This is a genomic window from Pseudomonas sp. MWU13-3659, from assembly GCF_023757525.1.
Taxonomy (GTDB): domain Bacteria; phylum Pseudomonadota; class Gammaproteobacteria; order Pseudomonadales; family Pseudomonadaceae; genus Aquipseudomonas; species Aquipseudomonas entomophila_E.
On record NZ_JAMSHW010000010.1, the window covers coordinates 176257 to 188628 of the forward strand.

At 58.7% G+C, this 12372-nt stretch carries 13 protein-coding genes; 1 reads left to right on the forward strand and 12 read right to left on the reverse strand.

Annotated features, from left to right (window positions below; all coding sequences use genetic code 11):
* Positions 1-12 precede the first annotated feature (12 nt).
* Complete coding sequence (tnpC, locus tag NGM28_RS15230) at positions 13-1545, forward strand: IS66 family transposase (RefSeq protein WP_252090642.1); 1533 nt, start codon at positions 13-15, stop codon at positions 1543-1545.
* 802 nt (positions 1546-2347) lie between these two features.
* On the opposite strand, the gene NGM28_RS15235 is transcribed toward tnpC, so the two are convergent.
* The 12 genes from NGM28_RS15235 to pilM all read right to left on the reverse strand — a co-directional run bounded on the left by NGM28_RS15235 (position 2348) and on the right by pilM (position 12337).
* Positions 2348-4597 carry an SNF2-related protein gene (locus NGM28_RS15235; RefSeq protein WP_252090643.1) on the reverse strand — a complete coding sequence of 750 codons (2250 nt, stop codon included), beginning with the start codon at positions 4595-4597 and terminating at the stop codon, positions 2348-2350.
* 95 nt (positions 4598-4692) lie between these two features.
* On the reverse strand, positions 4693-6132 hold the full coding sequence (locus tag NGM28_RS15240; protein WP_252090644.1) for a DUF6094 domain-containing protein: 1440 nt from the start codon (positions 6130-6132) through the stop codon (positions 4693-4695).
* A 28-nt stretch (positions 6133-6160) separates the two neighbouring features.
* Positions 6161-6763: a hypothetical protein gene (locus NGM28_RS15245; protein ID WP_286089001.1), complete on the reverse strand. Its 603-nt coding sequence runs from the start codon at positions 6761-6763 to the stop codon at positions 6161-6163.
* Between the two features lie 65 nt (positions 6764-6828).
* Entirely contained in the window at positions 6829-7083 is a 255-nt protein-coding gene (locus NGM28_RS15250; protein ID WP_252090645.1) for a hypothetical protein, read from the reverse strand.
* A 92-nt stretch (positions 7084-7175) separates the two neighbouring features.
* Positions 7176-7781: a DUF3275 family protein gene (locus tag NGM28_RS15255; protein ID WP_252090646.1), complete on the reverse strand. Its 606-nt coding sequence runs from the start codon at positions 7779-7781 to the stop codon at positions 7176-7178.
* Positions 7782-7844: 63 nt separating this feature from the next.
* Positions 7845-8255, reverse strand: coding sequence for a DUF5983 family protein (locus NGM28_RS15260; RefSeq protein ID WP_252090647.1), 411 nt, complete (start codon positions 8253-8255; stop codon positions 7845-7847).
* A gap of 68 nt (positions 8256-8323) precedes the next feature.
* Entirely contained in the window at positions 8324-8644 is a 321-nt protein-coding gene (locus NGM28_RS15265; protein WP_252090648.1) for a hypothetical protein, read from the reverse strand.
* Between the two features lie 286 nt (positions 8645-8930).
* Positions 8931-9476, reverse strand: coding sequence for an STY4534 family ICE replication protein (locus NGM28_RS15270; protein WP_252090649.1), 546 nt, complete (start codon positions 9474-9476; stop codon positions 8931-8933).
* Positions 9477-9798: 322 nt separating this feature from the next.
* Entirely contained in the window at positions 9799-9924 is a 126-nt protein-coding gene (locus tag NGM28_RS28695; RefSeq protein WP_286089002.1) for a hypothetical protein, read from the reverse strand.
* A gap of 253 nt (positions 9925-10177) precedes the next feature.
* Positions 10178-10531, reverse strand: a complete 354-nt coding sequence (locus NGM28_RS15275) for a hypothetical protein (protein WP_252090650.1) — start codon at positions 10529-10531, stop codon at positions 10178-10180.
* A 108-nt stretch (positions 10532-10639) separates the two neighbouring features.
* Positions 10640-10996 (reverse strand): hypothetical protein, encoded by a 357-nt coding sequence (locus NGM28_RS15280; protein WP_252090651.1) that lies wholly within the window; start codon positions 10994-10996, stop codon positions 10640-10642.
* Between the two features lie 900 nt (positions 10997-11896).
* A complete protein-coding gene (pilM, locus tag NGM28_RS15285; RefSeq protein WP_252090652.1) occupies positions 11897-12337 on the reverse strand; it encodes a type IV pilus biogenesis protein PilM in 441 nt (146 codons plus the stop codon).
* Positions 12338-12372 lie beyond the last annotated feature (35 nt).

Consider the following 12372-nt stretch of genomic DNA (forward strand, 5'->3'; position numbering starts at 1 on the left):
ATAATCCGCGGCATGATTTCCATGCCCGAAAACCTTCCTGACGATCCTGTTCTGCTCAAGCAACTGCTTGAGCAGATGATCAACGAGCGCGCGTCCGACAAAGGCAAGATCGTTCATCTCGAAGAGGAAGTTGCGCTGTTGCGCCAGCGCTTGTTCGGGCGCAAGACCGAGCAGACAGGCGATGCGGCGACACCACAATTGCCTCTCTTCAACGAAGCGGAAAGCCTGGCCGAACCCTTGGATGAGGCTGGTGACGAAGAAGTCGTTGCGCCGACCAAACGCCGTGGCAAGCGCAAGCCGCTGCCAGCTGATTTGCCGCGTATCGAAGTTGTCCACGAACTGCCCGAGCATGAACTGACCTGCGCTTGCGGCTGCCGCAAACATGCCATCGGTGAAGAAGTCAGCGAACAGCTTGAAATCGTCCCGATGCAGATTCGCGTCATCAAGCATGTGCGCAAGGTGTACGGCTGCCGCGACTGCGAGTCAGCGCCCGTGACGGCGGACAAGCCCGCCCAGGTGATCGAGAAAAGCATGGCCAGCCCGAGTGTGCTGGCCATGCTGCTGACCACCAAATACGTAGACGGCTTGCCGCTTCACCGCTTCGAAAAAGTGCTGGGGCGTCACGGTATCGATATCCCGCGCCAAACCCTAGCACGCTGGGTGATTCAATGCAGCGAGCACTTTCAGCCGCTGCTGAATCTGATGCGCGAAAGCCTGTTGAACAGTCGGATCATCCACTGTGACGAAACCCGTGTGCAGGTGTTGAAAGAGCCGGGTCGTGAGCCCAGCAGCCAATCCTGGATGTGGGTACAAACCGGCGGCCCACCTGATTGCCCGGTGATCCTTTTCGACTACACCACCAGCCGAGCGCAGGAGGTGCCCGTGCGCCTGCTGGATGGCTATCGCGGCTATGTCATGACCGACGACTACGCCGGTTACAACGCACTGGCCACACAGAACGGCGTGGAGCGGTTGGGCTGCTGGGCGCATGCGCGGCGCAAGTTCGTCGAAGCGCAGAAAGTGCAGCCCAAGGGTAAAACCGGGCGTGCAGATATCGCCCTGAATTTGATCAACAAGCTGTATGGCATTGAGCGCGACCATAAGGACAGCAGCGATGAAGATCGCAAGCTGGCCCGCCAAGCGCGCAGCCAACCGGTGCTGACTCAGCTGAAAAACTGGGTAGAGAAAACGCAGCCCCAGGTCACGAGCCAGAATGCGTTGGGTAAAGCCATCAGCTATCTGGCCAGCAACTGGAGCAAGTTGGAACGTGACGTCGAGCATGGCGACTTGCTGATCGACAATAACGCCGCCGAGCGTGCGATCCGCCCGTTTGTGATTGGCAGAAAGAACTGGTTGTTCAGTGACACGCCCCAAGGCGCGACGGCCAGTGCGCAACTTTACAGCTTGGTCGAGACGGCCAAAGCCAACGGCAAAGAGCCTTATGCGTGGCTGCGCCACGCACTGGAACGCCTGCCGCAGGCGTGCTCAGTGGAAGACTACGAAGCGCTGCTGCCGTGGAATTGCATGCCTCAAATACATAGCTAAGTGCTCTGCCCATCGTTGGCTAGGTGGGGTTCATGGAGCGCTTACAGAGATCAGAAAGGCGGAACGTGTTGAAGGGAAAAAATTCGTAACACATTGACAACGGACAAGTCGAAGATTCGTCTCACGGTAGAGTCTAACACTTTGCAGCCCCTCCACATGGAGAATGGGTTTCCTCGTGGTTTAATTTCCTTCGAAAAGTGGTGCAAGCTATACGAAGCCCCTAAGCACTGGGTTCGAGAGATGGGACTCTCTGCATTATATGATCTCAAATCCTTAACCGACGAGGAACGGTTTCGGCTGATCAAGAAAAAAGGGAATTCCAAAGAGGGAACTTGGTATTTGCACTTTGGACCTATACCCTCGAGCCTTATTACCTCGGTTGATTGCCGAGTTGAAAGAGACTATGTGCCGTATAGCTTCGATGATCATGGTCGTGCAGCCCTATCGGCGGTAGGAGTTGAGTGCGTCGGTGTGGCGGCTACGGCGGAGCTGCGGGGAATCATACAGCCTATACATCCTCACGAGATTGTGCATGCAACTGTTGTATGCAGGTCACCGTCCGTGCCGGTGGAAGTATGTATTCGTGGAGGAGGGAACACTTGCATTATAAATGTGGAGACAAAAGCCCTTGTTGTTCGCTCCGGTAACGAGTCTCCCTATCCATTTGAGCTTATTCATAACTGGGTAGACAAGTTTAGGTCTGAGCTTGAAAGCTGCTGGGAGCGGGCTCTGGTCACGTACTACAATTTCCATCCTGAGGAAAATACTGCGTAAAAAAAGGCCACCGTATGGTGGCCTTTCATCATGCTGCGATCATTTGTCTAGCTAGTGCCATCTCGACAGAGTCACCGTCCTGGTTTAGAGAGTCGAGTCCGGACTCGGGGACATCCCCCGAAGTGCTCTGTGCCACTGCGATCTTCATGGCCATCAGCTGCAGGCAGGTGATCTGCGAGCTGCCGGCGTATCCGAAGAAAACCACGCGGACCGGGTGTTTCTGCCCAATCCGCCACGACCGCCGCGCGGCTTGCTGCAGGGTGTACACGTTGTACCCCGTCTGCAGAAACGCGATGGTTGGGAAGTCAAGCAGGTCCAGACCGGTCTTGACCAGCTCCGGGTTGGTGAGCAGCACGTCGACGCCGCGGTCGACCTGGTCGAGAATCCAGTCCTCGCGCCGAGCCGTTTCAACCGTTGCCCGCAGTACCGCAACGCGGAGGCCTGCCTGCTCGAGGACCTTCTTCAGCCTGGACGTGGTGTCGCGCGTCCCGCTGTAGACGGTGTATGCAAGGACTTTGCGGCCGTTCGCTTTCTCCTCGAGGCACAGGTTCAGCAGCGCCTGCTCCTTGGGCATCAGTTCATCGTCGCCGAACAGCGCCGGCACGAAGGCCAGCGTGTCGCGGGTACGCGGGTGTTTGACCATCTCCGATCGGAAACAGCAGTCCGGCCAGGCCAGCAACACATTGAGTACCACTCCCAGAAGGGTAGTGTCTCTCCGCGCCAGAGCCTGACGGAGCTCAGCGGTCAACGTGGCCGCCAAGCGCTGGTAGGCCGAAGCCTGCTCCGGCGCCATAGGCACGTCGATGAACTCCTCCTGGTAGTTGGGCAGCACGTTACCACCGATGTCCTTGAGCTTCAGGAACACAGTGAACGGCAGCACGAACCGGTGAATGCCCTTGGGGCCGAAGCCTGGAGCCTTCACCGTACGTACCGAGAGTTTCTTGCCCTTGGCGGTCTTGTGCGAGTCCCCATCTCGCTCGGTGTAGATGTCCTTCAGCACACCGTGGTCGCGCATGAAGGACATGGCCGCAGGAGCCATGCTGCCGCGCGCGTTGGGCCGATATCCGTCCTCGATCATGCGCTGGGTGAGGATTCGGAACAGGAGGTAGAACAAGTCGTCGGCGTAGCCACCCATGAGGGTCCCGGTCAGCAGCACGGTTTTACGTGCCTTCGCGGCCAACACCCCCATGGCCTGGCCCTGGGCCGAACCGCTGTTCTTGTACTCATGTCCCTCGTCGACGACCAGCAGGTCGAAGAAGCCATCAGGTAGGTAGCGCTTGATGAACTCTGTCGGCTGGTAACCGCCTTCGCCGAATCCGAACTCAATGTTGGCCATCGCTCGCTCCATGCGCTTGGCCTGGCGGTCGCTGAAGACGAAATTGCCCTTCGCGTCCATCAGATTGATGAACTCGGAGACGTTGTCGACCAGCATCGAGGCCAGGAAGTCCTCGCCGAAGTCGTTCAGCAGCCGCTCAGCCCGAACCGGGCCGATCGTCGGTATCCGGCACATCGACTTCAGGATCGTCGAGCGTCGGTCGCCACCATCGGCTTTGCCTGGGCGCATAAGCGTCCAGAGGGCAGCGTTGCAGGCGGTGCAGTTACGACGGCGATCACCGCGCTCGAACTCGTCCACGGTGACCAGGTTGCCTTCCAGGTCCTCGAGGACCTGGCCACAGTCTGGGCATGCCGCCAGTAACTGGCTGCCTGCGGTACGCCGCTTCCAACAGGTGAGACGCCAGTGAAAACCCATCCGCATCCTGACGCGGCCGAGGATGAAGAACTCCGGCCGGCCGTCGTAGGTTTGCCGCGACTGGTCACGTAGCTTGAGCAGTTTGACCAGCGTGTCCGGGCCGTTGAGCACCCAGACGCGGGCGCCTGGCGTGGTTTCTAGGATCTCGCGACGCCACTTGTAGACCAGGTGAGGTGGCGATATGACAAGGGTTCGACGGTACCCTGCCGCGTGGAGCACAGCAGCGACCGCGATCGCCATCATCGTCTTCCCGGTACCCATCTCGGCGTTGATGATTGCAGCTTGCTCGTTGCGATCGAGCAGCAGCGCCGTGATGGCTTGGACAACCTCAGCTTGCGCCACGAATGGCGTGCGCTTGAGTTTCGCCATCACGGCCTGGCGCTGTGCGTTGACGCTACCGGTATACACCGGAGGGTTGGAGCGGTTGAGTGACTCCAGGAGCTCGTCGCCGAACTCGTCGATGAAGTCGGTGAGGTTGATGTTCAGGGGGGAGTTGACCGAGGCGGCCGGCTGGGTCAGTGCGTTCATGTGCATCTCCTGTAGGGAAAGCAGGGCATGCACGAACCCCGACGGGTATTGGCATACCCTGTGGGTCGGTGTGGGGAGCGCCGTTGCGGCGCGGATCAGTAATCGCTGGGAAGCAGCAGGGTAGTGGAGCTTCGGTCGGCTTCGGTGATGATCCAGAGCCTGGACTCGTCGCCGGCATCGATGTCGTAGCTTGAGAACAAACGGTCTCCGTGGGTAAGTGCGAGCTGATTGGAGGCTCTATCGTCGTCGCATAGCTCGCCCCAGTCGCCAACCAGATGGCGCTTCAGCGCAGGGGTAGGATTGAGCTGCCCGGTTTCCACCAGGTGGCTGATAGCGGCAGTCATCACGATCTGTCCTGGGTGAAACAGCGGTGCTGAGGCTGGTTCGCCAACTGCAGGCGCTTCCTCGATGCTCGCCGGCGAGGAGCTGATGATCAGGACCTGGCCGCGATGCACTGAGGAAGGCGTCATTTCCAAAGCGCGGATGATCGGGATGAAGCGGTCGGTGAGGATCCTGACTTCTGAGACGTTACCCTTCTCGTCCTCGGTGAATTCGGTCTTGCGCACCTTGTCCTTGTAGGTATCACCCTTCACGACCAAGATCCGCCCCGCCTTCGAGCGTACAACACCGGAGATTGCGCCGGCGGCCAGGGCCAGTGCGAGGTGCCAGCGAGAAAGCTCGCGGACAGGCGCTCGCGGTTGAAGGCCGACTTGCCCGAAGTGCAAGTTGAAGTCGGGCCAGAGACCTCGCAACCGCAGAATCTCGGCGGCGAATTGCTCCGGCTCCAGGGTAATGCGGTAGAAGTGCTCCAGATCGCTAGCAACTGACGGGACGAGGTACGGCTCCCATGGCCAGATGGCCGGGATCTCCTCGGCCTGTTCCTGCCCGGCGCCGATCGCCTGCAGACGAGCTCTCACCTGGTTGGTGGAAGCCCGGGCCAGGTCCTGCCGGCGTACACGGATGCCGAAGATCACCACCTGTTTGAAGGTGGGGTCTGCAGCACCGTACACGCGTAGGTCGGCGAAGTGATTGCTCAGCCATCCAGTCAACTCGTCGTCCAGCACGTAGTGAGGGACGATGAGCACCATCACTCCGCCGTACTGCAGAAGCGGGAGGCAGCGCTGATAAAAAGCTTTCTCCAGGCGCCTGCGGCCGCTGCCTTGGTACTGGGATGCACCGGAGTGATCCGCGACCAGGTCACCGTAGGGTGGGTTGAGCCAGAGCAAGCCGAACGACTGGCGGCTGATCAAGGTGTCGAACAGGTCGCTGTGCAGCACCCGGTCGAGCAGACCACGCGCGTGATCCGCGCGTTCGCGATCGTACTCGACGGCGAACGCTTGGACCTGGTCGCGGCCCAGGAAGTGAGCCGCTTCAGCAAGGGCAACACCCTCACCGGCACAGGGGTCGCAGATCCTCATCCTGCCCGAAGTGGCGGGAGTGAGTGCCTGCAGCGTGCGTTCAAGAGTGATTTCATCGGTGGGGTAGTAGCCGTTGCGGGCAAAGTTGCGCGCCAGGCGCGGAAACATGAGGGCCATAGGGCGTCCTTTGAGATGGTGGATGAGCTCAGGCAGGCGCCTGAGCTTCAGTGGTGAGTACGCCCTGGCGAATCAGCTCGCCGAGAGCAGGCTCGAGTACCTCGAGCTTCATGGCGAGTCGCCAGGCGCAGACATTGCCGATCGCTCCAGGGAGGGCGATCAGCATCTGGTGCTGGGTGAGGACTTCCATCACAGGCTCGCGCCAGTGGGAGAGAAGGGGAAGCGGACAGGTGTCGATCACCAGCGGCCAGAGCCGATGGTGTGGGGCCTCATTGCGCTCCAGGAGGGCGAAGGCGAAGTGATTGGCTTGGTCGGGCACCGAGGCGCGCCGATCGAACAGCCAGAGGTGCAACATGCTGCCGAACAAAGTCCCGCGGAATTGCCGTGTCGTGCGCTTTTCCAGCTGGTCTTGGTTGGGGAAGACGGGGATGCTCCGCCCGTTGACGAGAATGTGAAACTGCTCGAGGCCGTTATCTTCCCGGCCAAGCGTGAGCCTGGCCAGAAACTCCTGCAGGGCGGTGTCACGACCCCAGGCCGACATGAACACCAGGTTGCGCTGCTCGTCGCACACGCAGGCGTCGACGTACAGGTCTGGGCATTCCTCGATCTGGAACAGGGGGGATGGGTGCATGATGGCCTCCATTGTGGAGGCGTCCGTCCCAGAGGGCGGAAACGCCCCCCGGGGTGGTCTGGTGGTTAGTTGAAAGTCCTGGTGGCTGGATCGAAAGCCACGCTGACTTGTTGGTGCAGTGGCCCGTGACCCTCGAGGAATATTTGGATCCGGTACTGGTCGCGGAGACGTATAGCGGCCTCAGCCTGGTCCAGTGTGAGGTCCAACTCTTCGATGAAGAAGTCGACGAGCTCCTCGTCAGTCGACACTTCGTTATTGGACAGCTGGTCCTCGATGTTGGCGAGGGTTTGTTTGCTCAAGTTGCTGAACATGGCATTCATGTTGGTGCTCCAGGTAGAAAAATGGAGCCCCCGAGGAGGCCCCTCAGGGTGTGTGGTTCAGGTTGACTGCTGCCGTGGCTTGACTGGTCGCTCTAAGGCGAGGCCCTGGTCCAGGTCTGGGTTTTGAAGTCCATGGTGAAACCGAGCTGGTCCAGTCGCGTGCATTGGGCGCGCAGCCGTTGTCGGTCTACGGTGGTGTCGAGCCTTACGGTTTCGCTCAATGGCCAGACCGTACCGAACAGCTCGGCGTCTGGGTCAGCAGCGGTTGATGATGCCGGCTGATCCATCCCGAATGGCTCATTCGAGGCCAGAGCATCGGTTTGGGGTGGTGGGGTGGAGTTAACTGGAGTGCGTAGGGGTGGTGCCTGCGGGGGCGCCGGCCCATCTTCCTCCAGGGGGTCAGGGACATTGGTCGGCAGGTGCTCTTCGTCTTCGCGGCTGAGGCCTGTAACGTCCTCGAGGGTCATGCCCTCGAGTTCAGCCCTGATCTCGACAACGAGTCGGCCGCCGTGGGAGTAATACGAGGGGCGAATCTGCTTGATCGCGAAGTCACCTCTGTACTTGCCCTCTTGGTACTGGTCCAGGAGGGCATCCTTGATCGTGAATTCACCGATCGAGGTGCTGAGGCGGCCGACGTTGAAGAGCCCAAGCCGGCCAGAGATGGTGCGTATGGCCAACTGGCCAGTGATTGAGATCATGTGCGCTCCCCGTAATGCATGGGGAACTCCCGGCGGGCGTTCCCCGCGAGGGTGGAAAGGTGGTCAGCAGTCGAACAGAGGCAGACCTTTGAGAACATTGCTGTTGGGGTCGATGACCAGGAACCTCACTGTAGCCTGAGCGGCAAGAGTGAGTACTCGGATGGTCTCCTCGCTGAAGCCCTCGGCAGCTTGCAGAGCTTGAAGTGTCGACAGGTCGTACCCCCAGCACTGTCCCAGATGTTGGTCTGTCCAGGGCGTGCTGAAGATCTTGAAGCCAATGGCATCACTGTCGGGCAGGGTGAAGCACTCGAAATGCAGCAGCGCTGTATCAGCGCTTTCAGCGAGTGCCTGTAGGTCCGCCCAGTCTTCCTCGGGCAAGTGTGCAGAGGCGATTTCGAACGCAGGGCTGCAGCAAGGGTGGGTCATAGGGTGATCGCTGGTAGCGATGTTGAAGGGGTTGGGTGATTGTGCCATGTGGCGTGCTCCTGGTTGAGAGGAAGCCACCCCAGAGGGTGACCCCTCTGGGTGATTAATTGGCTGTGTCAGGCGGGGACTGCAGTGGGCTGCAGCTGGATCTGGATGTAGGCGGGCTCGTTCTCGGGGGTGACGACTCGCAAAGCGAGGGCAACCCAGTCACGCTGGCGGCCGGTATGGCGCTTCGTGTACACGCCGAAAGTGAAATCCTTGGCCAGGGGTTGCTGCTTGAGTTCTTGCCACGCCGTTTGTACGACAGTGGCGAGGCGCTGGCTCATTTCGGCTACCCGGTCGGGATTTTCGAGATAGACCGCACGCATCCACGCAGAGTTGTCCAGGACAACCGGAAGGGTGAGGTATGCCTCGGTCGAGGCGGAGGGTATAGACATCAGAGGTCTCCAGAATGAGCGAGGCCTCAGTCCGCGAGGATGAGATCCCCGCGGGTATGTAAAGTAGAAGGCACTCCATCACTGGGTGATGTGATCGCGCTGCCGAGTGCTAGGCGATCTTGGGTGGGTTGGCGCAACGCGCTGGAGCCTTAAACCCTGGCTCCGGGAGGCACTGTCAACGACAGTGAACCAATACGGAATTCGTTGGCCGGGCTGTAGGCTGGGGCCTCCCAGTTGCCCGTTGACTGCATAAAATGAAGGCGCTGATGTCAGCGCCTTATAGGGGTTAAGCAGCCTGGTTGGCCTGCGGGGGAAGATCATCGCCGAAGGCAGGTTGCTGCTGATCGTTGAACTGATCTGCAACAGGTTGGCCCTGGTCGACAGGTTGTTCCGCAACTGGCTGATGCTGGGCATCTGCTGAAGCGTTGCTGGTCTTCGGCTTGGCCTCGTAAACGAGTTTGCCATCAACCTTGATCCAACCGATGAAGAGCAGGCGGCCTTTCAGGCTTGCGCCGGACTGGCCCTTCTTATCGCCTTTGTCATAGGTGAATGCGTCTGCCCAGATGTCGCCGATTCGGAAGGAAACAAGCACCTTCTTCTTGGCTTCAACGGCCTGCTGGCAACGTTTGACCAGCGTTTCTGCTTCGGCACCGACTACGTTGCAATCGATGTAAGAGTACTCGGCTTTATCAACCGAACCGTGCAGTGCTGCAACGGTGACGCATGTGAAGGGGTTTCCCTTGCGAGGGGTGACTTCACGGATACGGTTGAGGTAGCCGATGCCAGTAGTGTGCAGGTCGAAGAATTTGGCTTCGTTGGATTGGTTGCTCATGGTGGTTCTCCAATTTCATAGCGAAAGCGGAGAAACACTTCACCCGTGGGGGAAAGTATTCCCCGCGTGGGTTGGGTGGAGCTTGAAGGGTGGGCTTCCATCAATCGTGAGATTGATCAATCGCGCTACCGGAAGCTTGGCGATTTTGGGGAGATCAACACCTCAAAGGGTGTGGCAGTCTTTCAGATCATGGCTGCTCGGGCTTGGGTTACTGACAACGTCAGCAGCTCACGGTCACAAGAATGGAAATGGTGAAACGGCTTGTCAAGCCCCCGAATGAAAAAAACCCTCCGACAGGAGGGTTGGTAAGGGTAATCGATGATCAATGTGCTCGAAGAATTTTCTGGCAGCGACGTTTGATGTTCGGCCAGTCAGCCCACACCGCCATGCCGCTGCAGATGAAGAGCAGTGCAGTAAACATGAGGATGCCAAATGCAGTTTGGCTCATGTCATTCCTCCTCCGGGGTGAGGTAGATACCTGTTATCCAGATTACAGCACCTACAACTAGGGCGAAAGCGGTTAGCAACCGACTGCTGCTAAGGAAGATGCCCACGAGAGCGGCGGCGACAGCGGTGGTGCCGATCTTGCGTAGGTCGTCAGCTACAGCTGCACGTTTTTTGGATGCCATGGCGTTCCTTGAATCGCCAGGCCCTCACCTTGCCAGGTGGGGTGCCTGGCACAGGGTGAGGTGGGAGAAAGATTAGATCGCGGCTACCGGTGCTATGAGTTCGTCCAGCGGGCCCATACGGCGCTCTTGTGCCTTGCTACGGGTTGGCTTGCGCGACCGGGAGCGGCGTTTGGTCTCAGGTGCTGGTCGAGTGTTGGCGTCGAACCAGTGGTTCAAGTCAACGCCGCGGCGTGCGAGAGTGGGAATGCGGCAGAGCTCATCCCAGTCGTTGCGGGTTGGCGTTATGCTCGCGAGATGAATAACAGGCTGGGCCTGGGTTTGGACAGCTGGAGTTGTCCGTTTCATGGAGCGCATGAACTCTCGGATGAGGGTGCCGAGCGCGTAGCCGAAACGGAAGCTGGTCGATGGTGCGGATACTGCGGTCATGATGGTTCTCCTGCGGTTTGGAATGCGGAGAAACACAGACCCCAGGGGGAGTGGTTTCCCCGTTGGGTTTTACGACGTGTGGAACACTGGGTTAATCGAGAGGTGCTTTCAGTCGAACTCAAAGCAGCCACAAGGACAGGTCATCGAAGTGAGACCGTGGGAGCAGATCCCGTTTTCACGGTTCGCTGCCTCAATCTCGAGCAGTTCAGCTTCAGAAACATAGTCGTATGCATGCCTGGCGAAAGCGAACGCATACTGGACTTCAGTGTTGAGGTTTTCGTCGTTACCGTAGGTCTCTCGCATCTTTTTGCAGAAATGCGAGCGAACTGCTGCCTCATAGGTTGGGTAGAGTTTAACCGCCTCGCCGTAGAGCTCGCCGACGATGTCTTCAATGGCTTCTGATGAGGCCGTGCCTTGGTAAACGGGCTCGCCTTCGTCAAGATCGAATGTGGAGAGTTGAGTCATGAGTGTTTCCTGCTGAGATATTGCAGAGAACACTTTGCCCGGTAGGAAAGTGATTCCCTACGGGGTTGGCGGAAGGAGCTTCTATCGACAGATAGTCGACCGGTCGTGCTACCAGAAGCTGAACGACCTTGGGGAGGATCACACGACTAGCGTGCTGCAGCATTACGGATCCGAGCTGCATGGGGCATGTTGCTGACAACGTCAGCAGATCACGGATTAATCATCGGAGGGGGGAGGGGTTGTGTCAAGCGGGAGGGGGAGGGGAAAAGCATGGCGGGAAGAGAAATCCGACTGGATCTGCCACAGAGAGCCGATCCAGTCGTGTCTTGAAAAAATGTTGAAGGAGCCACCTGTGTCGGAATCGTCGATCCCTGGGCATTGATCGTCTCGATTCTCATCACCCGGCCATTCTCGTGGCTTTGGCCAGCAAACATGAGGCACGCATCCGCGCACAAAAGGAGCCCGGCTTATCGCCGGCGGGCCACCGGCAAGGGGAGAGTACCCATTGGGTAGCCTCATGGACCTTCGACAAGTCCATCAGGCTACACAAGGGGAAGAGAAAGAGGAGGGGTCACATTACCAATGTGACCCTTGGATCAAAGAAGCACCGAACCTCTTGAAATTCTATGTGCCTTTGAACTCGATCATCACGAGTTAGACGGCTGCGCGACTAGAGAGCAGGGAGACACAGGGAGAGCCTTCAACCAGATCCGCACGCCCTTCCCGGAGCTATAGCGTGCTTACGGTTTGGCATTGAGGCGAACCACAATACCTGGGCGCTACTGATGACCGTCAGTAGCCAGCGGGGTGAAACCAAGGCAACTCATAACTGATGTCATTATGGGTTGAACTAGGCTTGGGATGCAAGGCTCGTGGGCGTTTCGCGAGGTGTGTCAACGGTCAGTAGACGGCAACGACAGCCCCTTCTGGTACGGGCGCTGGAACGACGATGGCCATGTTCCCCCCTTTCGGCGAGACCAGTAGGCCGGATCTTTTAACACCAACGGTTGCGGACTCGGTTCGTTCGGATAGGGCAGAAGGTAGCCCCGGTGGGACCGCTCCGGTGATGTAGGTGTATGTCACCCCACCGGCGATATATGCAGCGATCCCGCTCTGCTTGGTGTACCAACCGGGAAGATTCAGTGACGCCTCTGCCGGCGAGCCGGTGAACCCTGGATTGGCGCGGGCATATTCCGCTGCGGCCGATCGGTATACCAGCATGCTCCTACTAAGTGAATCTACCGTAGCTTGCTCTGAAATAACCTCGTCGGCATATTGCATTTGCGAGAAAATACTCCCGGCGGCCATCAGAAACAGCATAGCGATCCAATAGATGTACATGACGATATCCTAATAAAAAATCAAGGGCTACAGTC